This is a genomic window from Streptomyces sp. 3N207 (genome assembly GCF_052246355.1).
Taxonomy (GTDB): Bacteria; Actinomycetota; Actinomycetes; order Streptomycetales; family Streptomycetaceae; genus Streptomyces.
On record NZ_JBQQBV010000007.1, the window covers coordinates 79,849 to 104,157 of the forward strand.

Sequence of the window (24,309 nt, forward strand, 5' to 3'; positions counted from 1 at the left end):
CACGGGCCTGTGGCCAGACGGGCCCCGGTGGTGCTGACTCCTGCATCGACATTGACTCGCTGTCAGACGGGAGCGTGACGCGCCGGTCGCTTGTGGCGACGGCGCGGTCAGTCCGCGTCCGCGGCGGCCCGTCGACGCTGGTGGGCGAGTCGTTCGCCGATCGTGCGCAGACCGCCCAGGTCGTGTACGTCACCGGGCAGTGCGGCCACCTCGGCCATGGGCACCTCCGGGTGCAGTGCCGTGAAGCGGTCACGCGTGCGCCGCTCACGGGCCAGCAGCCGCATGCGGTCGGCATGCAGCCGCAGCAGCCCGGCTGCCAGCACGGCTACGACGTCCTCGCTGTGGTCGCCGTCACGGCCGTCGTCGCAGTCGGTGGTGCCGTCGTGCGCGGACGCGTGGTCGACGGCCGACCGCACGCCAGGGATCGTTCGCTCGGTTGTCGTCTCGGTCGTCGTATCGGTGGTCTCGTTCCCCCCAGGTGTGGTGACGGACCGGGCTGGGCCGGGGCGCTCGGGGGCGGGGGAGCCGTCCTCGGAAACCGCTGGGCCGGCCGATGGAGCGTCGCGATGCAGACTCTTCCCCCCGGCGCGATCCACAATGCCGCCGTCCTCAAGATTTTCGGCCGCCGCCAGTGCCCGCTCGGCGCTCAGCTCGGCCGCGTCACTGTCGTGCATCCGGTTGAGCACCAGCCCGGCCAACGGCATCCGGTCAGCGGCCAGCCGCTCCACGAAGTACGCGGCCTCGCGCAGCGCGTCCCGTTCCGGCGCCGCTACGACGAGGAAGGCGGTGCCCGGCGCCTGGAGCAGCCGGTAGGTGGCGTCAGCACGGGTGCGGAAGCCGCCGAACATGGTGTCCATGGCGGCCACGAACGTCTGCACGTCCCGCAGCAGGCCCGCGCCCAGCAGCTTGTTGAGGGCCCCGGTGAACAGGGAGAGCCCGGCCATGCCGAGGTTGACGACCTTCATCCCGGCCCGGCCGCCGACCCGGGCCGGGGCCATCATCAGCTTGATGAACTTCCCGTCCAGGAACGACCCGAGGCGTTTGGGCGCGTCCAGGAAGTCCAGCGCGGAGCGGGAAGGCGGGGTGTCCACGACGATCAGGTCCCACTCGTCGCCCGCACGCAGTTGGCCGAGCTTCTCCATCGCCATGTACTCCTGCGTACCGGCGAAACCGGTGGACAGCGACTGGTAGAAGGGGTTGTCCAGGATCGCCTTGGCGCGGTCGGGGTCGGCGTGCGTCTCGACGATCTCGTCGAACGTGCGCTTCATGTCGAGCATCATGGCGTGCAGTTCGCCGCCCGCGGCCTTGTCGATGCCGGGGACCTCGCGCGGGGTGTTGTCCAGCTCGGACAGGCCCATGGACTGGGCGAGACGGCGTGCGGGGTCGATGGTCAGTACGACGGTCCTGCGGCCGCGCTCGGCTGCGCGTACGCCCAGGGCAGCGGCTGTGGTGGTCTTGCCGACGCCTCCGGAGCCGCAGCAGACGACGATCCGGGTCGTCGGATCGTCGAGCAGGGGGTCGATGTCCAGCGCGTCGGCGTCCGGCGGTGTGGCCATGGATGCCTCTCCTTCCCCGGATATCGCGGATGGCTGCGGCCTCTTGGGAGCCGGCGTCGGGTGCGAGGGGCCTGGGTTCACGGGCGCTTGCCGCCCGTCCCGGCTGTCGGCGCGGCGGTCTCCGCGGTCTGCCACTGGCCCCGCAGCTCGCGGGCGAGCCCGTACAGGCCCGCCAGTTCGACGCCCTCGCTGAGCAGGCCGAGCTCTCGTACCGGCAGGCCCTGTGCGGACAGCTCCGCGCGCAGCCCGCGCTCCAGCTGCACCCGCTCGGCGTGCTCTCTGCCCTGCCCCAGGAGAGGCGCCACAAGCTGTTCGGCGCGTCCTCCCCGGCGTGCGCCCCCGAGTCCGGCGCGGGCGAAGGCGCGCGCGATCTCGTCCGTGCGCTCCTCGGCGGTCAGCAGCTGTTCCTCGCCCGGCAGGGCCGGGCGCACCATGTTCACCACCACGGAGGTGGCGGGCAGCCCGGCGGCCCGCAGCTCGGCGATGCCGTCCACCGTCTCCTGGACCGGCATCTCCTCCAGCAGCGTCACCAGGTGCACCGCCGTCTCCGGCGATTTGAGCAGGCGCATGACGGCCTGCGCCTGATTGTGCACGGGGCCGACCTTGGCGAGCCCCGCCACCTCCTCGTTGACGCCGAGGAAGCGTGCGATGCGGCCGGTGGGCGGCGCGTCCATCACCACGGCGTCGTAGGCGGGCCGCTGCTGCTTGTCCCGGCGGCGTACCGCCTCGCACGCCTTGCCGGTCAGCAGCACGTCGCGCAGGCCGGGCGCGATCGTCGTCGCGAAGTCGATGGCGCCCAGCCGCTTGAGGGCGCGGCCTGCGCTGCCGAGCTTGTAGAACATCTGGAGGTAGTCGAGCAGCGCCCGCTCGGCGTCGATGGCGAGGGCGTACACCTCACCGTTGCCGTGCGAGACGGCGATCTTCCGCTCCTCGTACGGCAGCGGTTCCGTTTCGAAGAGCTGTGCAATGCCCTGGCGGCCCTCCACCTCGACGAGCAGTGTGCGCCGGCCGCCGTGTGCCAGCGCCAGCGCGAGTGCGGCGGCGACCGTCGTCTTGCCGGTCCCGCCCTTGCCGGTCACTACGTGAAGCCTGCTCACGGCTGGGAGCCTAATTCGTTGCCCGGCGCTCCGGCGAGACCGGTCACCGTCGGCCGCCCGGTGGGCACTCGCGGCGGCTCTGCGCGCGGTTGTGTTCGTTAGGGTCTCCCCATGACGAAGTGGGAATACGCAACCGTGCCGCTCCTCGTGCACGCGACCAAGCAGATCCTCGACACCTGGGGCGAGGACGGTTGGGAACTGGTCCAGGTCGTTCCCGGACCGAACAACCCCGAGCAGCTGGTGGCCTACCTGAAGCGGGAGAAGCAGGCATGAGCGCGGTCGAGGACAAGCTTGCGCAGCTCGGGCTGGAACTGCCCGAGACCGCCACCCCGGCCGGTGCATACGTACCGGCGGTGCAGACCGGCCCGTACATCTACACCGCAGGCCAGGTCCCGCTGGTGAAGGGCACCCTGCCGATGACCGGGAAGGTCGGCGCGGAGGTCACGCCCGAGGAGGCGAAGGATCTGGCGCGTACGGCGGCGCTGAACGCGCTGGCGGCCGTCAAGTCCGTGGCCGGGGACCTGGACCGGATCGCCCGCGTCGTCAAGGTCACCGGTTTTGTCGCCTCCGCACCGGATTTCACCGGCCAGCCCGGCGTCATCAACGGTGCCAGCGAGCTGCTGGGCGAGGTGCTGGGTGACGCGGGCAAGCATGCCCGCAGCGCGGTCGGCGTGGCTGTGCTGCCGCTGGATGCGCCGGTCGAGGTCGAGATGCAGGTCGAGCTGGCCGACTGAGCCGGCTCGGGAGAGGGCGGCCCTTTCCCCGCCGCAGTCGCGGGGAAAGGGGCGTGGCGGGGAGAGGCGCCCGACTGGGAGAGGGCCTCTCGAACATCGGGGCGGTGGGCCGTAGCATCCGGCCATGTCGTCATCGTCGTCGTCCGGTCCGCCCGACCAGGGCGGCCAGTGGTATCCGCCCGAGTGGCCGGAGCGTATCCGCGCTCTGGCCGCAGGGGAGCTGACTGTGGTGACGCCGCGCAGAGCCGCCACCGTGCTGCTCCTGCGGGACACTCCGGACGGGCCGGCCGTCCATATGCTGCGGCGGCGTACCTCGATGGCGTTCGCGGGCGGCGCGTACGCGTATCCGGGCGGCTCCGTCGATCCACGGGACGCGCGTGCCGTGGAGGCGGCGGGACCGACGGCCGCTTGGTGGGCCGAGCGGCTGGGTACGGACGAGGCCACGGCCCGCTCGACAGTGTGCGCCGCCGTCCGCGAGACCTTCGAGGAGGCCGGTGTCCTGCTGGCCGGGCCCGGCCCTGACACCGTCGTCGCCGACACCACGGGGGAGGACTGGGAGGCGGACCGCGCGGCGCTGGTCGCCCGCGAGCTGTCCTTCGCCGACTTCCTGGAACGCCGGGGGCTCGTGCTGCGTGACGACCTGCTGGGGGCCTGGGCCCGCTGGATCACGCCCGAGTTCGAGACCCGGCGCTACGACACGTACTTCTTCGTCGCCGCGCTCCCCGAGGGCCAGCGCACACGCAACGCCTCCACCGAGGCCGACCGCACCGTCTGGATCCGGCCCGAGGAGGCCGCGGCGGGCTACGACAGGGGCGAGCTGCTGATGATGCCGCCCACCATTTCCACCCTGCGCCAGCTGACGCGGTACGGGACCGCAGCGGAGGCACTGGCCGCCGCCGGGCAGCGCGATCTGGCGCCCGTACTCGCGCGCGCTCGCCTGGAGGGCGGCCAGATCGTGCTGAGCTGGCCAGGACACGACGAGTTCACCAAGAGGATCGATCCCGCATGACCGACGCCGCAGCACTCCCCGGCCAGCCGCGCGGCGGCGCACTCGACGGCCAGGCCAGCCCTCGCGCCTCCTGTGTGCTCGCCCCCAACCCGTCGCCCATGACGCTGGACGGCACCAATACCTGGATCGTCGCCGAACCCGGCTCCGATCTCGCCGTCGTCATCGACCCCGGCCCGCTGGACGACGCACACCTGCGCAATGTGATCGCCACCGCCGAGCGGCAGGGCAAGCGGGTCGCGCTCACCCTGCTCACCCACGGCCACCCGGACCACGCCGAGGGCGCCGCGCGGTTCGCCGAGCTGACGGGCTCGCCGGTCCGGGCGCTCGACCCGGCGCTGCGGCTGGGCGACGAGGGGCTCGGCGCGGGGGACGTCATCGCCACGGGCGGCCTGGAGCTGCGGGTCGTCCCCACTCCCGGGCACACCGCCGACTCGCTCTCCTTCCACCTCCCCGCGGACGCCGCGGTGCTGACCGGCGACACGGTGCTCGGCCGGGGCACCACGGTCGTCGCCCATCCGGACGGCAGGCTCGGTGACTATCTCGACTCCCTGCGCGCCCTGCGGTCCCTGACCGTGGACGACGGCGTCAGTCAGGTACTGCCCGGCCATGGGCCCGTGCTCAACGACGCACAGGGCGCCATCGACTACTACCTCGCCCACCGCGCCAAACGGCTCGCCCAGGTGGAGACGGCTGTCGAGCAGGGGCACCGGACTGCCGCCGAGGTGGTGGCCCACGTCTACGCGGATGTGGACAGATCCCTGTGGCCCGCGGCGGAGCTGTCGGTACGGGCCCAGCTCGACTATCTGGTCGAGCACGGGCTGGTGTGAGCTGCGTGAGCTGCTGCTGAGAGCGTGCCGCCTGGTACGCACGTAAGGGGCGCCCTCTCTTGGAGGGCGCCCCTTACACGTGCGTACGGATCGGGACGGGTCCCGGCGCAGGTGTCAGCGCGAGCGCTTCGCCAGCCGCTCGATGTCCAGCAGGATGACGGCGCGGGCCTCCAGCCGCAGCCAGCCGCGTCCGGCGAAGTCGGCCAGCGCCTTGTTCACCGTCTCGCGGGAGGCGCCCACCAGCTGGGCCAGCTCCTCCTGGGTCAGGTCGTGGACGACGTGGATGCCCTCCTCGGACTGCACTCCGAAGCGGCGGGACAGGTCCAGCAGCTGCTTGGCCACCCGGCCGGGCACGTCGGAGAAGACCAGGTCGGACATGGAGTCGTTGGTACGGCGCAGCCGCCGGGCGATGGCACGCAGCAGCGCCGAGGCCACCTCCGGTCGGGCGTTCAGCCAGGGCTGGAGGTCGCCGTGGCCCAGCCCCAGCAGCCTGACCTCGGTCAGTGCCGAGGCCGTGGCCGTACGCGGGCCCGGGTCGAACAGCGACAGCTCGCCGATCAGCTCACCGGGGCCCAGCACCGCCAGCATGTTCTCCCGGCCGTCCGGCGAAGTGCGGTGCAGCTTCACCTTGCCTTCGGTCACCACGTAGAGGCGGTCGCCCGGGTCACCCTCGTGGAAGAGGGCCTCGCCGCGAGCGAGCGTCGTCTCCGTCATGGAGGCGCGCAGCTCAGCGGCCTGCTCCTCATCGAGCGCCGCGAAGAGCGGGGCGCGCCGCAGAACGTCGTCCACGAGTTCTCTCCTTGTCGACCTGCCCATGGGGTCCGTGGAACCCATGATGCCGGACGGTGAAACCATGCGATCAGTCACAGCAATCAGTCACAAGTTTGACGCACGCATGCTGTCGCCCCCAACGCGGGGCGCGCTAGAGCCCCGGATCCGCCGCGTGTGCCACGAATGTCGGTGGGGCGCCTTACGCTGGCCGAGTGTCCACTACCCCGGGAAGCGCACGTACAGAGAGGGGGCTGGGCGGGTGACGGAGACAGAGGATTCCGCTGTGAGCGAACACGAGGCGGCGGCCGAAGCGCCGGCGAAGAAGGCTGCCGCCAAGCAGACCACCAAGGCCGTGAAGGCCGGCAGGACGGCCCCCGCGAAGAAGGCCGCCACGGCGAAGAAGGTCCCGGCCGCCAAGGCCCCGGCCAAGAAGGCTCCCGCGAAGAAGGCCCCCGCCACGAAGTCCGCCACGAAGTCCGCCGCGAAGAAGGCTCCCGCGAAGAAGGCACCCGCCCAGTCGTCTGCCGCAAAGAAGGCGTCCGGGGGCAGGCCGGAGTCGCAGGCGTCCAGGGCGAAGCGTGCCGCGCAGCTCAACGAGGCGCTGGCGGAGGTCTACTACTACGCGCATCCGGAGCTGGACTTCGAGAATCCGTTCGAGCTCCTGGTGGCCACCGTCCTCTCCGCGCAGACCACCGATCTGCGCGTCAACCAGACGACGCCCGCCCTCTTCGCCGCGTATCCCACCCCCGAGGACATGGCGGCGGCCAACCCTGAGGAGCTGGAGGAGCTGATCCGTCCCACCGGCTTCTTCCGCGCCAAGGCCAAGTCCCTGCTCGGCCTCTCTGCGGCGCTGCGGGACGACCACGGCGGCAAGGTCCCCGACTCGATAGACGAGCTGGTGAAGCTCCCCGGCGTGGGCCGTAAGACGGCGTTCGTGGTGCTCGGCAACGCCTTCGGCGTCCCCGGGCTGACTGTCGACACCCACTTCGGCCGACTGGTGCGCCGCTGGAAGCTCACCGAGCAGACGGACGCCGTCAAGGTCGAGCAGGAGATCGACGACCTGCTGCCGGAGAGCGAGTGGACGATGTTCTCGCACCGCACGATCTTCCACGGCCGCCGCATCTGCCACTCCCGCAAGCCCGCCTGCGGCGCCTGCCCGATCGCGGAGCTCTGCCCCTCCTACGGCGAGGGCGAGACGGACCCGGAGAAGGCGAAGAAGCTGCTCAAGTACGAGATGGGCGGTCAGCCGGGGCAGCGTCTCAAGCCCCCGGCCAACTACCCGGGCCGCCCCGCCCCGCCGCTCCCCTCCCGCGACCCGGCCACGGAGCCCTCGACGGAGCCTTCGACGGAGCCCGGAGCCGGGCCAACGACCGATTCCGCTGCCGGAGCGGCCCGGTGACGCGTGCCGGGCAGTCCTCGGACCGGGCAGCGGACGCCCGCGCGGCCTCCGTGCCGGTCGAGGTCAGCGGCCGGGAGCTGCCGGAATGGCTCGTCCCTGTGCGGGACGCGGCGGAGACCGTCGAGGCGGGTCAGCTCAGCCGCTTCCTTCCGCCGCGTGACGGAAAGGGCCGGCCCTCCGCCGTCCTGGTGCTCTTCGGGGAGGGACCGCGCGGCCCCGAGCTGCTGCTGATCGAGCGTGCCTCCAGCCTGCGCTCGCACGCCGGGCAGCCCTCCTTCCCCGGCGGGGCGCTCGATCCGGAGGACGGCGATCCGGAGGGCGACGGCCGGCTGCGGGCCGCGCTGCGCGAGGCCGAGGAGGAGACGGGGCTCGACCCCTCGGGCGTGCAGGTGTTCGCCGTACTGCCCAGCCTCTACATCCCCGTCAGCCGTTTCGTCGTCACGCCGGTGCTCGGCTGGTGGCGGCGTCCCACGCCGGTGGCGCCGGTCGACCCGGCGGAGACGGCCCGCGTCTTCACGGTCCCCGTCTCGGACCTGACCGACCCCGCCAACCGCGCCATGGCCGTCCACCCGGCCGGACACGTGGGGCCCGCCTTCATGGTCGGCCCGGCGCTGGTGTGGGGGTTCACGGCGGGCCTGATCGACCGGATCCTGCACTACGCCGGGTGGGAGCGACCCTGGGACCGCGACCGCCGGGTCCCCCTCGACTGGCACGCGTGACTCAGGGGGCTCACGGGTGACTTACGCATCGACAAGAGCGACGGAGCCGCGTGACCCTCGCATCGACCCGATCGACGGGTACGCGTGACCCTCGCACCCGCGCGCGCATGAGACGGTGTCTCTTCCGCTCTCCTGGGCAGCCCCGTACGGGCGGCCGCCCGTACCGTGCGCGGACCGCATACGGTGCGCCGCCGGGAGGCGGGGAGCGGACTACTGCGGAGATGGACCCGAGGCGAGGCTGATTCGGTGAACGTGCTGGACGTACTGCTGGTCGTGACTGCCGTATGGTTCGCGATCGTCGGCTACCGCCAGGGCTTCGTCGTCGGCATCCTGTCGGTCCTCGGGTTCCTGGGGGGCGGCCTGGTCGCGCTGCTCGTCCTGCCGCTGCTGTGGGACGAGTTCACGGCGGGCGACCGTCCGGGAACGGGGCTGGCGATCGGTGCCGTGATCGTGGTGATCATCTGTGCCTCCGTCGGCCAGGCCCTCACCACACACCTGGGCAACAAGCTGCGGCAGTACATCACCTGGTCGCCCGCGCGGGCCCTGGACGCGACGGGGGGCGCGCTCGTCAACGTCCTCGCGATGCTCGTCGTCGCCTGGTTGATCGGCTCCGCGCTGGCCGGTACGTCGCTGCCGACGCTGGGCCGGGAGGTGCGTGACTCCAACGTCCTGCTCGGCGTCTCGCGAGTCATGCCCCAGCAGGTCAACGCCTGGTTCGCCAACTTCTCCTCAGTACTGGCCAAGAACGGCTACCCACAGGTCTTCTCGCCCTTCTCCAACGAGCCGATCCGCGACGTCCGGCCGCCCGACCCGGAACTGGCGGGCAGCCCCGTCGCGGCGCGCGCCAAGCGCAGCATCGTCAAGGTCGTCGGTACGGCACCGAGCTGCGGGAAGGAACTGGAGGGCACCGGGTTCGTCTTCTCGCGGGGCAAGGTGATGACGAACGCGCATGTCGTCGGCGGGGTACGCCACCCGACCGTGCAGGTCGGCGGGGAGGGGCAGCGCTATCTGGCCCGTGTCGTGCTCTTCGACTGGAAGCGCGACATCGCCGTCCTCGACGTCCCAGGGCTGACCGCGCCCGCGCTGCGCTTCGCCGAGCAGGACGCGCAGAGCGGCGACGGCGCCATCGTGGCCGGCTTTCCGGAGAACGGCGGCTTCGACGTCCGCTCGGCCCGGGTGCGCGGCCGTATCCAGGCCAACGGCCCGGACATCTACCACCGGTCCACCATCAGCAGGGACGTCTACTCGCTCTACACCATGATCAGGCAGGGCAACTCCGGCGGCCCGCTGCTCACCCCGGGCGGCCGCGTCTACGGCGTGGTCTTCGCCAAGTCGCTGGACGATGACAGCACCGGCTACGCCCTCAGCGCCGACGAGGTGCGCCAGGACATCACCCGAGGGCGCACGGCCCAGCGGACGGTGAACAGCCAGGGCTGTGCGATCTGACGGGACCGGACCGATGCCGCCCTACGGGGAAACCGGATCTCCGGATCGCCGGATCTCCCGGCTCAGGAGCGGTTGTGCCGCAGTCTGGCGCCGACCCAGCGGGCGCGGCGACGCAGAATGCGGGGGATACCCAGCTCGGCATCGGCGGGATGCAGCCGGGCCATGGCGCGCGGGGAAGCCTGGCCGCGCGGGTCCCTGAGAAGGCTGCGGTTACGTGCCACGTCACGGAAGTCGTGCGTCAACCCCATACCCGGGTCCCTGCCCCCGCCTCAAGGTCAGTAATCGCCGCCGACCCCCTCAATCGGCCTATGCGGCGGGCACATGTACGAGGCGGCAGGGACCCGCCGGTGCCGACGGTGCGGGCCCGGCACAGACCGGTCAGCGGTCCGGCTCCGGGTCGCTCAGCCAGTGGACCAGCTCCGAGGTGAAGGTCTCCGGGTCCTCCTCGTGCGGCCAGTGCCCCAGCCCGTCGAAAAGCCGCCAGCGGTACGGGGCTTCGACGTACTCGCCCGACCCCGCAGCGCTGCGCGTACGCATCACCGGATCGAGCGAACCGTGCAGATGCAACGCCGGCACCCGGACCGGCCGCTTCATCCGCCGGTAGAACTGCATCCCGTCCGGCCGCGCCAGCGACCGCACCAGCCACCGGTACGGCTCAACCGAACAGTGCGCCGTGGAGGGTACGCACATCGCGCGCCGATAGTTCTCCACCGCCAGGACGCCCGCGTCGCCGGTCGGGCCGGGCGGGTCGTCGGTGGGACCGGGCGGCTTGGGGCCGGCCCAGTTCCGGATCAGCTGCTCCACCAGTGCACCGTCGTCCGCCACGAGTTGCCGCTCCGGCAGCCACGGACGCTGGAAGCCCCAGACGTAGGAGCTGGCCGCTGTCTGCCGTACGTCGCCCAGCATGGCCGCCCGCCAGCGGCGGGGGTGCGGCATCGAGGCGACGACGAGGCGGCGGATCAGCTTGGGCCGCATCACCGCCGCCGTCCATGCCAGGTAGCCGCCGAGGTCGTGCCCGACCAGTGCAGCGTCGGGCTCGCCCAGCGAGCGGATGACACCGGTCACATCGAGCGCGAGGTTGGCCGGGTCGTAGCCGCGCGGCGTACGGTCGCTGCCGCCCACACCGCGCAGGTCCATCGCCACGGCCCGGTAGCCGGCGTCGGCCAGTGCGGGCAGCTGGTGCCGCCACGCCCACCAGTACTGCGGAAAACCGTGCAGCAGCAGCACCAGCGGGCCCTCGCCCATCTCGGCGATGTGGAACCGGGCTCCGTTGGCGGCCACGTCCCGATGCGTCCAGGGGCCCTCGGGACGGATCACGGCCGCGGGACTGTCTGCGAGCGTCATACGGACGAGCGTGTCACACCCTGAAGCTGCGGGCGCTCCTTGCCGCCGTCCTCCCCCGCGCGGGGGTGGGGCCTGGCGTGCGAGAGGACGGCCGCGCTCTGCCTGGCGGAGGCCATCGACTTCTGCGGGCTCTTGCTCTTGGAGACCTTCTTGAACTTGACCAGCGCCAGCAGCAGCAGGAGCAGCGCGACAGCGATGAAGGCGCCGCCGACGATCAGGAACGACCAGGCGAGACCGAGTCCCAGGTTGTGGATGCCGAAGGCGGCGGCGAAGCTCAGCACCGGCAGTGCGAAGAGCAGGAAGACCCCGGCGATCAGGGCCGCACCGCTGCCCAGCACGCCGCGCTTGACGTCCTGCCGCAGTTCGGCCTTGGCCAGCGCGATCTCGTCGTGCACCAGTGCGGACATCTCCGCAGTGGCCGCTGCGACCAACTGGCCGAGGCTACGGCCGTCGTCGGCTGCGCTCATCGCTGTCTCCCTCGCGGTAGTGAAGGCCCGTCACGGTGCGGGCCCCGGGCTTCCCCTGGCCGTCGTGCCGGCTTCCCCTGGTAGTCGGTCCGGCTCAGATCATGCCGGACCATCGTCCGTCACGTCGTGGCGCGTGGCCACCTCGGCGAGCCTGCGGTGCTCGGCCGCCTTCGCCTCGTAGAGCGCCGCCATCCGCAGATGGAACTGAGGGTTGTCCTCCTCGTACACGTCGGGGATGCCGTCACCGTCCTCGTCCCGGTCCTCGGCCTCCACCAGCGAACGGTACTTACGGGCCCGCAGTTTGAGCACGATCCCCGCGAACACCGCGGCCAGCAGCGAGCCGATCAGCACCGCCGCCTTGGCCTCGTCGCCGAGTACGGCGTCCTGGGTGAAGGCCAGCTCGCTGATCAGCAGCGAGACGGTGAAGCCGATGCCGGACAGCGCTGCGATGGCCAGTACGTCGGCCCAGCCCAGCTCACGGTTCAGCTCCGCCTTGGTGAAGCGCACCGTCGCCCAGGCCCCGCCGAACACGCCGAGCGTCTTGCCCGCCAGCAGCCCCAGTACCACGCCCAGGGTCTCCGGCTGGGTGAACACATCGGTCAGCGCTCCGTCCGAGACCGCCACCCCCGCCGCGAACAGCGCGAAGACCGGCACGGCGAGTCCCGCCGAGAGCGGCCTGACCAGGTGCTCGATGTGCGCGGCGGGTGAGGTCCCCGGCTCCTCGCCCGGCCGCGGCGTACAGCGCAGCAGCAGCCCCATCGCGACCCCGGCGACCGTGGCGTGCACCCCGCTGGCGTGCATCAGCGCCCAGACGACGAGGGCGAGCGGTATGTACACGTACCAGCCGCGCACCCCCCGGTGGTGCAGGAGCCAGAAGAGCACCAGCCCGGCGACCGCGCCCGCCAGCGCCCCGAAGCTGATGCCCGCCGAGTAGAAGACGGCGATGATCACGATGGCGCCCAGGTCGTCGACGACGGCCAGGGTCAGCAGAAAGGCCCGCAGCGCGGAGGGCAGCCCGGTGCCGAGCACGGCCAGCACTCCCAGCGCGAACGCGATGTCGGTCGCCATCGGGATCGCCCAGCCGCGCAGATCACCACCTCCGCCGGCCGCGAAGGCCAGATAGACCAGCGCCGGGACGGCCATCCCGCACATCGCCGAGACGATCGGCAGCGCGGCGGCCCGTGGATCGCGCAGCTCACCCGCGACCAGCTCCCGCTTGAGCTCGATCCCCGCGACGAAGAAGAAGAGGGTGAGCAGCCCGTCCTTGGCCCAGTCGGCGACCGAGAGATGCAGATGGAGCGCCTCGGGGCCGAAGTGGAAGTTCTTGACGTCCTCGTAGACGCTGCTGGCGCCGGTGTTGGCCAGCAGCAGGGCGACGATGGCGGCGGCCAGCAGCAGGGTGCCGCCGACGGTCTCGGTGCGCAACGCGTCCGCGAGGAACCGGCGTTCGCCGAGCGGGAGCCTGCCGAGAAAGACGGAACGGCGGCTCTGGTCGTTGTCGCCGTGGGGCGGGGCATGTGGCGGCGCCATTGCGGGCCTCCAGAAGATGGCGGGACACACCTGTGGTGTGTGCCGACCAGACTTCCCGGCTCGCCCAAGGTCTTGTCGCATTCTTGACGCGGTGCGACGGGGCAAGCCTAACCGAACGAGTGAGGGCACCGGCCTGCAGGCCGGTGCCCTCACTCGCGCAGCTGTCTGAGCCGGCTCAGTCCTCGCTGGGCGCGCTCGGCAGCTTGGACTGGATGAGATCCATCACGGAGGAGTCGGTGAGGGTCTGAGTGTCACCCAGCGTGCGGTTCTCCGCCACGTCCCGCAGCAGCCGGCGCATGATCTTGCCGGAGCGGGTCTTGGGCAGCTCCGCGACCGGCAGGATGCGCTTCGGCTTGGCGATCGGGCCCAGCTGCTTGGCGACGTGGGCGCGCAGCTCCTCCACCAGCGCCTCGTCCTCGTCCGCGCCGCCGCGCAGAATGACGAACGCGCAGATGGCCTGTGTCGTCTGCGGGTCGGTCGCGCCCACGACCGCCGCCTCGGCCACCTTCGGATGCGAGACCAGCGCCGACTCGACCTCGGTGGTGGAGATGTTGTGCCCGGAGACGAGCATCACGTCGTCCACCCGGCCGAGCAGCCAGACATCGCCGTCCTCGTCCTTCTTGGCGCCGTCGCCCGCGAAGTACTTGCCCTCGAACCGCGACCAGTAGGTGTCCAGGAAGCGCTTGTCGTCGCCCCAGATGGTGCGCAGCATCGACGGCCACGGCTCGGTCAGTACGAGGTATCCGCCTGCGCCGTCCGGCACCTCGCTGGCCTCGTCGTCCACGACCGTCGCCGCGATGCCCGGCAGCGGCACCTGCGCCGAGCCCGGCTTGGCCTCGGTGACGCCTGGCAGCGGGCTGATCATGATGCCGCCCGTCTCCGTCTGCCACCAGGTGTCCACCACGGGGGTGCGGTCGCCGCCGATGTGATGCCGATACCACACCCACGCCTCGGGGTTGATGGGCTCGCCCACCGAACCCAGGATGCGCAGCGACGACAGGTTGAACTTCGCGGGGATGTCGTCGCCCCACTTCATGCTCGCGCGGATCGCGGTCGGCGCGGTGTAGAGGATGGTGACGCCGTACTTCTGCACGATCTCCCACCAGCGGCCCTTGTGCGGCGAGTCGGGCGTGCCCTCGTAGAGCACCTCCGTCGCGCCGTTGGCGAGCGGCCCGTAGACGATGTACGAGTGCCCGGTCACCCAGCCGACGTCGGCGGTGCACCAGAAGACGTCGGTCTCCGGCTTGAGGTCGAAGACCGCGTGGTGCGTGTAGGCGACCTGCGTGAGGTACCCGCCGGTGGTGTGCAGGATGCCCTTCGGCTTACCCGTCGTGCCGGAGGTGTACAGGATGAACAGCGGGTGCTCGGCGTCGAAGTCCTCCGGCGTGTGCTGCTCGGACTGGCGGCCGACCACCTCGTGCCACCACAGATCGCGGTCCTCGTTCCAGGCGATGTCCTCCTGGCCCGTCCGCTTGACGACCAGCACGTTGCGGACCTTCTCGGTGCCCGGCCGGGTCAGTGCCTCGTCGACGGCGGGCTTGAGCGCGGACGGCGCGCCCTTGCGGTAGCCGCCGTCGGAGGTGATGACGACGCGCGCGTCCGCATCCTCGATCCGGGTCGCCAGCGCGTCCGCCGAGAAGCCGCCGAAGACGACCGAGTGCGGCGCTCCGATACGCGCGCACGCCAGCATCGCCACGATGGTCTCGGGGATCATCGGCATATAGATGGCGACCCGGTCGCCCGCCTGTACGCCCAGCTCCGTCAGCGCATTGGCGGCCTGCGAGACCTCCCGCTGGAGGTCGGCGTAGGTGAGCGTACGGGTGTCTCCGGGCTCGCCCTCGAAGTTGATGGCGACGCGGTCGCCCCGGCCGGCCTCCACATGGCGGTCGACGCAGTTGTAGGCGACGTTGAGCTTGCCGTCCTTGAACCACTTGGCGAACGGCGGGTTCGACCAGTCCAGCGTCTCGGTCGGTTCGGTCCCCCAACTCAGGCGCCGTGCCTGCTCCGCCCAGAATCCCAGCCGGTCGGCCTTGGCCTGCTCATACGCCGCAGCGGTGACATTGGCGTTCGCGGCCAGCTCGGCGGGTGGGGCGAACCGCCGTTCCTCCTTCAGCAGGTTGGAGAGGGAAGGACTCTCGTTCATGTCGGCTCCCGTTCCGGCAAGTGGTGTAGACCAGTACCTGATAACTGGCATGCTTCGTGATCGCGGGAGCCCGGTCAACCCCCAGCCGATCCTGGCACCTCGCACCCTGCTGGGTACAGCCGCAATCAGGGAGTCGTTGCGTGTCGCATTGCGCCAAACCTGAGTGTTGCCGCGGCCCCATGCTGTGTGGGGCGCCTTTCAGGAAGCCACAGGGCCAGGTCTGACAGCGGCGAACACCGGCTCGCTCTCCGGTGCGTCGACGACCGCCGTGTCCAGCACATATGTCTGGGCCTCCCCGACGTGGAAATACATGCCGTGCAGCTCCAGCGTCCCCTCGCGAAGCCGCCGGGCCACACACGCGTGCGCTGCCAGATGCTCCAACTGCTGGACGACGTTGGTCAGGCAGAGCGCCTCCAGTTCGTCGGCCGTCTCCCGGTCGGCGAGGCGCGGGGCGGCATCACCACAGGTACGGAACCGTTCCAGGGTGGGCCGGCCGTGCCGCAGCCATCGGCCGAGCGGGGTCGCACGGCGGGCCCCGCCGCTGTCCTGGTCCGCCGCCCCACTGTGCAGCGCCTGCATGGCACCGCAGCCCGAGTGCCCGCATACGGTCACCGATTCGACCCGGAGTACCTCGACGGCGTACTCGATCGCTGCTGCCACCGACTGGTCACCGCACTCCTCGCCGGGCGGCGGAACCAGGTTGCCGACATTGCGGACGGTGAACAGATCGCCGGGACCGCTGGAGGTGATCATGCTGGTGACCAGGCGGGAGTCGGCGCAGGCGAGGAACAGTTGGGAGGGCCGCTGCCCCTCCCGGGCCAGCCGCGCCAGCTCGTCCCGTACGAGCGGAGCCGTGGTCCGCTGGAAGTTACGCACCCCGCCCAGCAGTTGACCACGCCGGGACTGGGCGTGCGCGCGCTGCGTGCTGTTCCGGGAAGGGCCGCCTGCCCCCGCATCCTGGGCGGCGGACCCGATGTCGGCGGAGCCGTCACTGCGCGGGGAGCCGTCGCCGTTCGGGGGGCCGTCGCCGTGCGGGCCGTCGCCGTGCGGGCTGTCGCCGTCCGGACTGGCGCCTGAACGGTCGTCGGGGTGCGGCCTGGTGTCCGAGCGGCCGTCGGTGTGCGGGCCGGCGCCCGGTGCCGGGCCGTCATGGGAGCTCTCGGACCCCTCGGCGGACGGGCGCGTGCACTGGTGGTTGCGCCAGGGCGTCCACGGCGAGCACGCGTGCGCCGCCGAGGGCTCGCCGATCTCTAGCCCCGCGCGGCCTCTGACCTCCGCCTCGCCGCCCGCGGCCGTATGGGCGGCCCGCCAGTCCTCCAGCGCCTCGAACGCCGCGTGGTCCATGAACGATCCCTCCAGTTCCACCACTGCTTTCGCCCCCTCGGGGACCTGCGCCAGCGCCCGGCTCAGCCGTGGCACCGCCAGAAACGTCAACTGCCCCCGCACCAGCACCCGGTAGCCGTCACCGCGCCGAGTTGCGAGACCGCTTCCCGCATCGCGCTGCACGGTGATCCGTGCCCCTGCCAGCCGGTGCAGCGCGACGGCCACCGCAACCGCGATCCCCAGGCCGACCCCCTCCAGTACGCCCAGCAGCACCACCGCCACCGCCGTGGTGCCGAACACCAGCGCCTCGCGGTGCCGTACCAGCGCACCGATGTGGCCCGGATTGACCATCCGCACGCCCACGACCATCACCAGCGCCCCCAGCGCCGCAAGGGGGATCAGCTGCAGCGCCCCCACCAGCAGTCCGGCCGCCAGCAGCACCCACACCCCTTGCAGCACTGCCGAGTTCCGGCTGGTGGCCCCGGCGTTGATGTTCGCCGTGCTGCGGACCGCGACCCCGGTGACGGGCAGCCCGCCCAGCGCGCCCGACACCGCGTTCGCCACACCGTGCGCACGCAGCTCCCGGTCCAGGTCGCTGCGCGGCACCCGGGCCCCGGCACCCCGGGCGGCCGTGAGCTTGTCGGCCGCGGCGGCCGACAACAGGGCCTGCACGCTGGCCACCAGAGTGAGCGTCAACACCGCGGTTCCCAACCCGAGCACCGGTCCTTCCGGAAGCTGAGGCAGCGCATGCGAGCGCCAGGAGGGAAGGTCGACCCGAGGCAGCCGCGTATCGGCCAGCACGGCGGCGAGGGCGGCCAGGCCGACCGCCGCAAGCGCGGCCGGAACTCTCCCGATGACCGCGCCGAGCGGCCCGCCGTGCTCCTTCAGCAAGGGCCAGGCCAGCAGCACGACGACGGTCAGCCCGCTGACGGAGAGGGCGGCGGGCTGCACCGATGTGATCCGCCCGGGCAGCTCCAGCGCATTGGTGAGCGGCGAGCTGTCGGGGGCGCCGCCGAGCATCACATGGAGTTGGGCCAGCGCGATGGTGGCCCCGATCCCCGCCAGCATCCCGTGCACGACAGCAGGACTGACGGCAAGGGCGGAGCGTGCCACCCGCAGGAAGCCGAGCCCCAGCTGGGCGAGCCCGGCCAGGACGGTGATCGCGCAGGTGGTCTGCCAGCCGTAGCGCTGGATCAGCTCGGCCGTGATCACGGTCAGCCCCGCCGCGGGACCGGTGATCTGCAGGGGAGCGCCGCCGAGCCAACCGCAGACCAGTCCGCCGACGGCGCCTGCCACCAGCCCGGACTGGAGCGGGGCACCGGCGGCCAGCGCGATGCCGAGGGAGAGCGGGAGCGCGATCAGGAAGACAGTGACGGACGCGGAGAGGTCCGCCGACCAGCGCTGACGTGCGGTGGAGCTGTCCTGGCGGGCGACCGGACGGCTGCGCACCGGGGTGCGGTGGGGCATCGCGCTCCTCCCATGGTCGGCACTTTGCGTGATCATCTGATTACTCCCATGCGGAAGTAAAAGAAGAGTAATGCCAAGTAAAGCCTTGGCGAAGCGCGGAGTGGGGTCTGGCCGTCCGTGTTCCACCCATCGAGTGAACAGGGCCTAAAAGGCAGCTTGTCCTATTTGTCTTATTAATATCTCGTGCCACTTTTATCCATGTGGCAACGCCGGTCCCGCCCGGTGACCGACGAGACAAGGCGAGAGGACGAGGTGAGCCGATGGCAGCCACGCGGAAAAGACCCGCTCTCACCACCGCAGTTCCGGCGGCGCTGGCGTTGTCCCTGGCCGCCGGGGGTTGCTCGGGCGGCGACGGTGCGCGACGGCCGGAAGATTCTCCCGGTGGAGCCCCACAGGCCAGGCCGCAGAGCAAGGTCCAGCTGCTGGGGGACGGTTCGACCTCGCTGACGGGGCGCCAGCCCTTTCAGCCCACCCCGCGCAGGCTGGCGTCGGGGAAGAAGCCTCCGCAGTTCGTCGTCTTCTCCTGGGACGGCGCCGGCGAGGACGGCAAGAGACTCTTCTCCCGCTTCCGCAAGGCGGGCAAGAAGTACGGCGCGGCGCAGACCTACTTCCTCAGCGGTGTCTACGCGCTGCCGGAGGGCGAGGCGAAACGTTACTCCCCGCCCGGACACGCCCAGGGCGCTTCCGACATCGGCTACCTCAAGGACAAGAACGTGCGTGCCACCCTCCGACAGGTCCACAAGGCGTGGCTGGACGGCAGCGAGATCGGAACCCACTTCAACGGCCACTTCTGCGGGCCCGGCGGCGTGGGGTCTTGGTCCGTCGAGCAGTGGAAAAGCGAGATCAGGCAGGCCCGCTGGTTCGTCGAGAACTGGAAGACGACGACAGGGTGGGCGAAGGCCCGAGCGCTCCCGTTCGAGTACAAGCGGGAGCTGGCCGGCGGTCGCACGCCCTGTCTCGAGGGCCAGGAGAACCTGCTGAAGGCCGCGAGTCAGATGGGCTTCCACTACGACTCCAGCGGCGACGGCACCCAGGTGTGGCCCGGTAAGCGGCAGGGCCTGTGGGACCTACCGCTCCAGAAGGTCCCCGTCCCCGGACGGGAGTTCGAGACGCTGTCGATGGATTACAACTTCCTCGCCAACCAGTCCGGCACGGTCGACGGGGCGGTGGAAAGGCGGCCCGTCTGGAAGCGCCAGATGCGGGACGGCCTGCTGCAAGGCTTCCAGCGCGCCTACAAGGGCAACCGTGCACCGCTGATCATCGGCAACCACTTCGAGGACTGGAACGGCGGCATCTACATGGACGCTGTCGAGGACGTCATGAAGACCGTCTGCCGCAAGGACGGCGTCCGCTGTGTCTCGTTCCGTCAGCTCGTCGACTGGCTGGACGCGCAGGATCCGCGCATGCTCGCCAGGCTTCGCACCCTGGAGGTGGGGGAGAAGCCGACGGGCGGTTGGCGCGCCTTCCTCTCACGACCCACGGCACAGAATGCGAGGGCCGCGAAGACCGGCTGACCTGGCACCCCCGTTCCGGGCCGGGTCGGCCTGGAACGGGGCTCGGGGAGCCGGACGACGGGACAGCGCCGCCAGGTTTCCGCAACTGTCAGGCGGGCTGGGGAGCAGCTGCGGTCTCCCGACGGTCCTCATGCAGGACGAAGGAGGGGTCGACCTGGGCTGCGAGGTCGGCTCCGGTCTTGGCGTTCCCCCAGCTCTCCGCGTTGCGCAGATGGAAGTGGACCATCTGCCGGGTGTAGCGCTCCCAGTCGCGCAGTTCGTAGGAGGCGTCGGCCGTCTCGTACAGCGTGGCCAGTGAGCGGGAGTTGTCCTCCTCCAGCTCGAGGAAGGGACGCGGGCGGCCCTTCTCCATAGCGCGCACCCAGTCCGAGTGGCCGAACGTCACCAGCAGGTCGTCACCCACTTCCTGGCGCAGGAAGTCGATGTCGTCCGCGCTCTGCACCTTGTTGCCGACGACCTTCAGCGGAACGCCGAAGTCCCGTGCGTACTCCTTGTACTGCCGGTAGACGGAGACGCCCTTGCGGGTCGGCTCGGCCACCAGGAACGTCATGTCGAAGCGGGTGAACATCCCGGAGGCGAAGGAGTCGCTGCCCGCCGTCATGTCGACGACCATGAACTCCTCGCGGCTGTCGACGAGATGGTTCAGCAGCAGTTCCACTGCACCGGTCTTGGAGTGGTAGCAGGCCACCCCCAGGTCCGACTCGGTGAACGGCCCTGTGGCCAGCAGCCGGATGTCCCCGCCGTCCAGTGCGACAGTGCGCGCACAGGCGTCGTAAACCGGGTTGTCCTCCTGCAAGCGGAGCAGCCGGGAACCCTCGCCTGGAGGCGTCGTCTTGATCATCTTGTCGGCAGAGGCGATCCGCGGGTTGCTGCCCCGCAGGTACTCCTTGATGAGCGGAAGGTGTGCGCCCATTGCGGGCAGTGCCTCCGCCTCGGAGTCGTCCAGTCCCAGTGCCGCGCCCAGGTGCTGGTTGATATCGGCATCGACGGCGATGACGGGCGTGCCCTGGGCGGCGAGGTGGCGCACGAACAACGAGGACAGCGTGGTCTTGCCACTGCCACCCTTCCCTACGAAAGCGATCTTCATGTTCAATAGCGTAATCCGCCGAAGGTGCCGGATCTGCAGGCACGAGTGAAGAAGACCACTCGATCGTGGGGTTGGGGCGCCCGGCCGGGTGCGTAGGGTCGTACGCATGAGTAGCACCGCTCGCCCCGACGACGGAGACACGTCGAAGACTTCGGCGCCCAGCACCGCCGCGGCCGACCCGCTGGCCCCTCTCGCCGCACTGCCGGGTGTGCCGGAGGCCGTCGAGTCCGTGCGCAAAGCCGTCGACCGGGTCTATGGGCACCGCATCATGCGCCGTCGCAGCAGTGAGGTCAGCGCGGAGGCCGCACTGCGCGGAGCCCGCGCCACGGCCGCAGTGGAAGGCGTCGACTGGGCACTCGAAGAGGTGCGCCGTCGCAGCGACTTCGGTACCGAGCCCGAGGCCCGCACCGTTGGCGCGGCGCTGCGTGTGACGGCCGAGGCGGGGCAGCTGCTCGACATCTGGCAGCAGTCACCGCTGCGCGTACTGGCCCGGCTGCACCTGGTGGCCGCGGGCGGCGTGGCACGCGAGGACACCGTCGGCCGCCCACGGCGCCCCGGAGAGCCGGTCGACAGCCCGGACCTCGGCCTGGAGCTGCCCGGCGCGGACGAGGTCGCGGCGCGCTTGGACGGTCTGGCGCAGCTCATGGCGGGCAGCACCTCGGCTCCGGCGCTGGTCGCCTCTTCGGTGGTGCACGGTGAGCTGCAGGTGCTGCGCCCGTTCGGCTCGTACAACGGGCAGGTCGCGCGTGCCGCCGAGCGCGTCGTGCTGGTCGGCAGCGGCCTCGACCCCAAGGCCATCTGTCCGGCCGAAGTGGGCCATGCGGAGCTGGGCCGCGATACGTATCTGACGGCCCTGGCCGGTTATGCCTCGGGAACACCCGAAGGGATGACGGAGTGGATCGCACACTGCGGCCGCGCGGTCGAGCTCGGCGTACGGGAGAGCACCGCCGTCTGCGAGGCGATGCAGCGGGGCGCGGCCTGAGGGCCAGGGGAACCTTCTTGAGGGCCTGAAAGGACGTGAAAATGCGGCGGCCCCGCCACAACGGGCGGGGCCGTCACTGGCATGTCCACCGGGTTACCAGTGCGTGCTCCACATTGCGTCCGGTCATCAGGTGGGACTTTGCCCTTTCCTGACGGGACCTGCCCGATCGCGGGCTCTGCGTCGCGTGGGTACCCGGTATTCATGCAGGCGGTCCGTGGGCCATTGCGTAGAACGGGATCCTTTCGGATTCCGCCGGTCTCGCGGGCCGTCAACTCCTTTGTACTCCGTGCGGGAACTGAGCGGAAGCCCTGCTCGCACATCTTTACTTTTGCCCTCAACTGCGGGCGTACGGCATCGAACCGGACATCCCTTGTTGAGGCGGATCCAGGGCAGCGTCCAGCAAGGCAGCGTCCAGCAAGAGGGCTCAGAAAGGACGGAGTGGTGGCCGCCGCCGGTTGTTGAACCATACGAACCCCGCCGTCGCAGCGGCCGCTCCCACCGCGACGGCCGTCAGTGCCAGCGTCGGGCGGGACGGCATCGAGAGCGAGGGGATGCGCTGCTTCAGCCGTACGGGCCGGGAGAACGTCAGGACGGGCCAGTCGCGCGCGAGCGCCTCTTTGCGCAACGCCCGGTCCGGATTGACGGCGTGCGGGTGGCCGACGGCCTCCAGCATCGGCAGGTCCGTGACCGAGTCGCTGTAGGCGTAGCAGCGTGCCAGGTCGTAACCCTCGGACTCGGCCAGCTCCTGGATGGCCTCCGCCTTGGTCGGGCCGTAGGCGTAGTACTCGATCTCCCCGGTGAAGCGGCCGTTCTCGACGACCATCCGCGTGGCGACGACCCGGTCGGCGCCGATCATCCGGCCGATGGGCTCGACCACCTCTGCGCCGGAGGACGAGACGATCACCACGTCGCGGCCGGCCAGGTGGTGCTTCTCGATGAGGGAGGCGGCCTCGTCGTAGATGATGGGGTCGATCAGATCGTGAATCGTCTCCGCGACGATCTCCCTGACCTGCTCGACGTCCCAGCCGCGGGCGAGTCCTGAGAGGTACTCGCGCATCCGCTCCATCTGGTCGTGATCGGCGCCTCCGAGGAGATATACGAACTGCGCGTAGGCAGTACGCAGCACGGCGCGGCGATTGATCAGGCCACCCTGGTAGAAGGACTTGCCGAAGGTGAGCGTGCTCGACTTCGCAATGACCGTCTTGTCCAGATCGAAGAAGGCGGCTGTGCGGGGCATCGCGAGATTTTCCACGCCCATGAGCATAGGCGCCCACCATTCGGCGTACTCTGGGGCGCGTGGGTTTGCCTGAGAAGGCTCTCGGGTACACCATGGAAGTCACGGATCGTTCGCGACCGTGCTAACCCGGCCCGACTCCTCCCCCCCCGAGTCGGCCGTGGGGACGACCCCCGCTCTCCCCCCCGGCGGGGGTCGTCGCATGTCCGGGGGCATTTCTTCGCCTCGGCCCATAGCGGCCGGGGCTTTTTCGATCTTTAGGGACCGGAGTCTCTGATTCCTCCGATCTGTAACGGTGCGTAATCGCAGGGATGCTCTCCGATAGTCACTGGTTTGGGTGAGCGAGTTATTCACAGTCTCTGGGTTGTCCACAGTTTTCGACCATGATCCACAAGATTTTCCGGTTCGCTGCACCGTGAATCCCGTCGGCGTCCGCGGCTGTTTGCGGACGCGAGTGCTCAACTCACGGGAGGGGCTGCAGCGTGGCCGAAAACATTCTGATTGTCACCGAGGACGGGGAACTCCTCGATGACCTACTGCGACTGTGCGCAGCCGCCGGAACGGAGCCCCAGGTCGCGCACGGAGGCCCGGAGAGTCGGACGGGGTGGGCGTCATGGAGCGGAGCCGCCTTGTGGGAGCGGGCGCCCTTGGTACTGGTCGGTGACGACTGCGCCGGAGCTTCTGGCTTCGGCGACGCCCCGGACCCCGGCCACGGCACGCCGAGTGCGGGTGGAGCGGTGCCACGGCGGCCAGGAGTGCTGCTGGTGGGGCGGGACTGGGACGACCCGGGTGTATGGGAGCGCGGAGTCCGCGTCGGCGCCGAGAGCGTGGTCCTGCTGCCGGACGCGGAGCGCTGGCTGACCGGCCGAATCGCTGACGCCCTGGAGGGGGTCGGGCAGGCGGCGCTGACCGTCGGGGTCGTCGGCGGCCGGGGTGGAGCCGGCGCCTCCACCCTGGCTTGTGCTCTGGCGGTCACCGCGGCGCGCGCCGGAGAACAGACCATGCTCATCGACGCCGACCCGCTCGGTGGCGGCCTGGACATCCTGCTGGGCGCTGAGCGGACGCAGGGACTGCGATGGCCGGACTTCACAGAGTCCCGGGGCCGGGTCGGCGGTGCGGCCCTCGCCGAGTCCCTGCCGCGCTCCCATGACCTGAGCCTGCTCAGCTGGGACCGGGGCGACCGCGCGCTGGTTCCCGCCGACGCGATGAAGTCGGTGCTCTCAGCCGCGCGGCGGCGCGGCGGCGTGGTCGTCGTCGACCTCCCCCGGCAGGTGGACGAAACCGTCGCCGAAGCACTGGTCCAGCTCGACCTCGGGCTGGCCGTCGTCCCCGCCGAGCTGCGTGCCGTCGCCGCCGCGCACCGGGTGGCTGCCCGTATGCAATTGGTGGTCCGCGATCTGCGGGCGGTGGTGCGGGCACCCGGCGGCCCGCGCGGCGCCCACGGATACGGCTCGGGACTGGACGACACGGAGGTGGCCCGACTGCTCGGGCTGCCGCTGGCCGGGGAGCTCCCCTGGGAGCGCGGCCTGCTGGAGGACATCGACCGGGGCAGGCCACCCGGCTTCGCGAAAGACGGCGCGCTGGCCCGCTTCTGCGGCCGGTTCTGGGAGCGCGCGCTCAGCGGGGGAGGGGTGGCAGCGTGAGCGGGCCTGATAAGAGC

21 protein-coding genes are annotated in these 24,309 nt (G+C 70.8%); 10 read left to right on the top strand and 11 right to left on the bottom strand.

The genetic code is table 11. The features are described from left to right. Positions 1-107: 107 nt before the first annotated feature. Positions 108-1,556 carry an ArsA family ATPase gene (locus ACTWP9_RS13420; protein ID WP_443246321.1) on the bottom strand — a complete coding sequence of 483 codons (1,449 nt, stop codon included), beginning with the start codon at positions 1,554-1,556 and terminating at the stop codon, positions 108-110. Positions 1,557-1,633: 77 nt separating this feature from the next. Beyond that, on the bottom strand, positions 1,634-2,653 hold the full coding sequence (locus ACTWP9_RS13425) for an ArsA-related P-loop ATPase (protein WP_443246322.1): 1,020 nt from the start codon (positions 2,651-2,653) through the stop codon (positions 1,634-1,636). A gap of 111 nt (positions 2,654-2,764) precedes the next feature. On the opposite strand from ACTWP9_RS13425, the gene ACTWP9_RS13430 reads away from it, so the two are divergent. The 4 genes from ACTWP9_RS13430 to ACTWP9_RS13445 all read left to right on the top strand — a co-directional run bounded on the left by ACTWP9_RS13430 (position 2,765) and on the right by ACTWP9_RS13445 (position 5,223). After that, positions 2,765-2,926, top strand: coding sequence for a DUF4177 domain-containing protein (locus tag ACTWP9_RS13430; protein ID WP_003975360.1), 162 nt, complete (start codon positions 2,765-2,767; stop codon positions 2,924-2,926). Then, positions 2,923-3,387, top strand: a complete 465-nt coding sequence (locus ACTWP9_RS13435) for a RidA family protein (protein ID WP_443246323.1) — start codon at positions 2,923-2,925, stop codon at positions 3,385-3,387. Before ACTWP9_RS13430 ends, ACTWP9_RS13435 begins: the two co-directional genes overlap by 4 nt. Before the next feature lie 124 nt (positions 3,388-3,511). After that, positions 3,512-4,396, top strand: a complete 885-nt coding sequence (locus ACTWP9_RS13440; RefSeq protein ID WP_443246324.1) for an NUDIX hydrolase — start codon at positions 3,512-3,514, stop codon at positions 4,394-4,396. Next, positions 4,393-5,223, top strand: a complete 831-nt coding sequence (locus ACTWP9_RS13445) for an MBL fold metallo-hydrolase (protein ID WP_443246325.1) — start codon at positions 4,393-4,395, stop codon at positions 5,221-5,223. The genes ACTWP9_RS13440 and ACTWP9_RS13445 overlap by 4 nt, the downstream gene beginning before the upstream one ends. 114 nt (positions 5,224-5,337) lie before the next feature. On the opposite strand, the gene ACTWP9_RS13450 is transcribed toward ACTWP9_RS13445, so the two are convergent. After that, a complete protein-coding gene (locus ACTWP9_RS13450; RefSeq protein WP_019355551.1) occupies positions 5,338-6,012 on the bottom strand; it encodes a Crp/Fnr family transcriptional regulator in 675 nt (224 codons plus the stop codon). A 265-nt stretch (positions 6,013-6,277) separates the two neighbouring features. On the opposite strand from ACTWP9_RS13450, the gene nth reads away from it, so the two are divergent. The 3 genes from nth to ACTWP9_RS13465 all read left to right on the top strand — a co-directional run bounded on the left by nth (position 6,278) and on the right by ACTWP9_RS13465 (position 9,558). Then, entirely contained in the window at positions 6,278-7,393 is a 1,116-nt protein-coding gene (gene nth, locus ACTWP9_RS13455; protein ID WP_443246326.1) for an endonuclease III, read from the top strand. A 50-nt stretch (positions 7,394-7,443) separates the two neighbouring features. Further along, positions 7,444-8,112 (top strand): NUDIX hydrolase, encoded by a 669-nt coding sequence (locus ACTWP9_RS13460; RefSeq protein WP_443246462.1) that lies wholly within the window; start codon positions 7,444-7,446, stop codon positions 8,110-8,112. A 246-nt stretch (positions 8,113-8,358) separates the two neighbouring features. Further along, positions 8,359-9,558 (top strand): MarP family serine protease, encoded by a 1,200-nt coding sequence (locus ACTWP9_RS13465; protein ID WP_443246327.1) that lies wholly within the window; start codon positions 8,359-8,361, stop codon positions 9,556-9,558. Positions 9,559-9,620: 62 nt separating this feature from the next. Here the strand turns inward: ACTWP9_RS13465 and ACTWP9_RS13470 are convergent, their stop codons facing one another. From ACTWP9_RS13470 to ACTWP9_RS13495, 6 genes are all read right to left on the bottom strand, one after another. Continuing rightward, positions 9,621-9,806, bottom strand: coding sequence for a hypothetical protein (locus ACTWP9_RS13470; RefSeq protein ID WP_443246328.1), 186 nt, complete (start codon positions 9,804-9,806; stop codon positions 9,621-9,623). Between the two features lie 130 nt (positions 9,807-9,936). Continuing rightward, positions 9,937-10,902: an alpha/beta fold hydrolase gene (locus tag ACTWP9_RS13475; protein WP_443246329.1), complete on the bottom strand. Its 966-nt coding sequence runs from the start codon at positions 10,900-10,902 to the stop codon at positions 9,937-9,939. Further along, positions 10,899-11,369: a phage holin family protein gene (locus tag ACTWP9_RS13480; protein WP_443246330.1), complete on the bottom strand. Its 471-nt coding sequence runs from the start codon at positions 11,367-11,369 to the stop codon at positions 10,899-10,901. The genes ACTWP9_RS13475 and ACTWP9_RS13480 overlap by 4 nt, the downstream gene beginning before the upstream one ends. A gap of 99 nt (positions 11,370-11,468) precedes the next feature. Then, positions 11,469-12,899, bottom strand: coding sequence for a Na+/H+ antiporter NhaA (gene nhaA / locus ACTWP9_RS13485; RefSeq protein ID WP_443246331.1), 1,431 nt, complete (start codon positions 12,897-12,899; stop codon positions 11,469-11,471). A gap of 175 nt (positions 12,900-13,074) precedes the next feature. Further along, positions 13,075-15,042 (bottom strand): acetate--CoA ligase, encoded by a 1,968-nt coding sequence (gene acs / locus ACTWP9_RS13490; RefSeq protein WP_443246332.1) that lies wholly within the window; start codon positions 15,040-15,042, stop codon positions 13,075-13,077. A gap of 198 nt (positions 15,043-15,240) precedes the next feature. After that, entirely contained in the window at positions 15,241-17,868 is a 2,628-nt protein-coding gene (locus ACTWP9_RS13495) for a SulP family inorganic anion transporter (RefSeq protein WP_443246333.1), read from the bottom strand. 224 nt (positions 17,869-18,092) lie between these two features. On the opposite strand from ACTWP9_RS13495, the gene ACTWP9_RS13500 reads away from it, so the two are divergent. Continuing rightward, positions 18,093-19,346: a hypothetical protein gene (locus ACTWP9_RS13500; protein WP_443246334.1), complete on the top strand. Its 1,254-nt coding sequence runs from the start codon at positions 18,093-18,095 to the stop codon at positions 19,344-19,346. 88 nt (positions 19,347-19,434) lie between these two features. Here ACTWP9_RS13500 and ACTWP9_RS13505 read toward each other — a convergent pair whose 3' ends face one another. Beyond that, on the bottom strand, positions 19,435-20,433 hold the full coding sequence (locus ACTWP9_RS13505) for a nucleotide-binding protein (RefSeq protein WP_443246335.1): 999 nt from the start codon (positions 20,431-20,433) through the stop codon (positions 19,435-19,437). Positions 20,434-20,539: 106 nt separating this feature from the next. Here ACTWP9_RS13505 and ACTWP9_RS13510 point away from each other — a divergent pair, with 106 nt between their 5' ends. Next, on the top strand, positions 20,540-21,415 hold the full coding sequence (locus tag ACTWP9_RS13510) for an oxidoreductase (protein WP_443246336.1): 876 nt from the start codon (positions 20,540-20,542) through the stop codon (positions 21,413-21,415). Positions 21,416-21,839: 424 nt separating this feature from the next. On the opposite strand, the gene ACTWP9_RS13515 is transcribed toward ACTWP9_RS13510, so the two are convergent. Next, positions 21,840-22,679 carry an HAD family hydrolase gene (locus tag ACTWP9_RS13515; RefSeq protein WP_443246337.1) on the bottom strand — a complete coding sequence of 280 codons (840 nt, stop codon included), beginning with the start codon at positions 22,677-22,679 and terminating at the stop codon, positions 21,840-21,842. Positions 22,680-23,131: 452 nt separating this feature from the next. Between ACTWP9_RS13515 and ssd the strand changes: the two genes are divergently transcribed. Next, the gene (gene ssd, locus ACTWP9_RS13520) at positions 23,132-24,292 is read left to right on the top strand and encodes a septum site-determining protein Ssd (protein WP_443246338.1); all 1,161 of its coding nucleotides are present in this window, start codon (positions 23,132-23,134) and stop codon (positions 24,290-24,292) included. Positions 24,293-24,309: the final 17 nt, after the last annotated feature.

Bases quoted from the DNA above. Each gene is read 5' to 3' on its own strand.
- ACTWP9_RS13505 (WP_443246335.1), bottom strand. From the start codon at position 20,433: ATGAAGATCGCTTTCGTAGGGAAGGGTGGCAGTGGCAAGACCACGCTG.
- ACTWP9_RS13515 (WP_443246337.1), bottom strand. From the start codon at position 22,679: ATGCTCATGGGCGTGGAAAATCTCGCGATGCCCCGCACAGCCGCCTTC.
- ACTWP9_RS13440 (WP_443246324.1), top strand. From the start codon at position 3,512: ATGTCGTCATCGTCGTCGTCCGGTCCGCCCGACCAGGGCGGCCAGTGG.
- ACTWP9_RS13430 (WP_003975360.1), top strand. From the start codon at position 2,765: ATGACGAAGTGGGAATACGCAACCGTGCCGCTCCTCGTGCACGCGACC.
- acs (WP_443246332.1), bottom strand. From the start codon at position 15,042: ATGAACGAGAGTCCTTCCCTCTCCAACCTGCTGAAGGAGGAACGGCGG.
- ACTWP9_RS13445 (WP_443246325.1), top strand. From the start codon at position 4,393: ATGACCGACGCCGCAGCACTCCCCGGCCAGCCGCGCGGCGGCGCACTC.
- nhaA (WP_443246331.1), bottom strand. From the start codon at position 12,899: ATGGCGCCGCCACATGCCCCGCCCCACGGCGACAACGACCAGAGCCGC.
- ACTWP9_RS13470 (WP_443246328.1), bottom strand. From the start codon at position 9,806: ATGGGGTTGACGCACGACTTCCGTGACGTGGCACGTAACCGCAGCCTT.
- ACTWP9_RS13500 (WP_443246334.1), top strand. From the start codon at position 18,093: ATGGCAGCCACGCGGAAAAGACCCGCTCTCACCACCGCAGTTCCGGCG.
- ACTWP9_RS13435 (WP_443246323.1), top strand. From the start codon at position 2,923: ATGAGCGCGGTCGAGGACAAGCTTGCGCAGCTCGGGCTGGAACTGCCC.
- ACTWP9_RS13480 (WP_443246330.1), bottom strand. From the start codon at position 11,369: ATGAGCGCAGCCGACGACGGCCGTAGCCTCGGCCAGTTGGTCGCAGCG.
- ACTWP9_RS13510 (WP_443246336.1), top strand. From the start codon at position 20,540: ATGAGTAGCACCGCTCGCCCCGACGACGGAGACACGTCGAAGACTTCG.
- ACTWP9_RS13420 (WP_443246321.1), bottom strand. From the start codon at position 1,556: ATGGCCACACCGCCGGACGCCGACGCGCTGGACATCGACCCCCTGCTC.
- ACTWP9_RS13495 (WP_443246333.1), bottom strand. From the start codon at position 17,868: ATGATCACGCAAAGTGCCGACCATGGGAGGAGCGCGATGCCCCACCGC.
- ACTWP9_RS13475 (WP_443246329.1), bottom strand. From the start codon at position 10,902: ATGACGCTCGCAGACAGTCCCGCGGCCGTGATCCGTCCCGAGGGCCCC.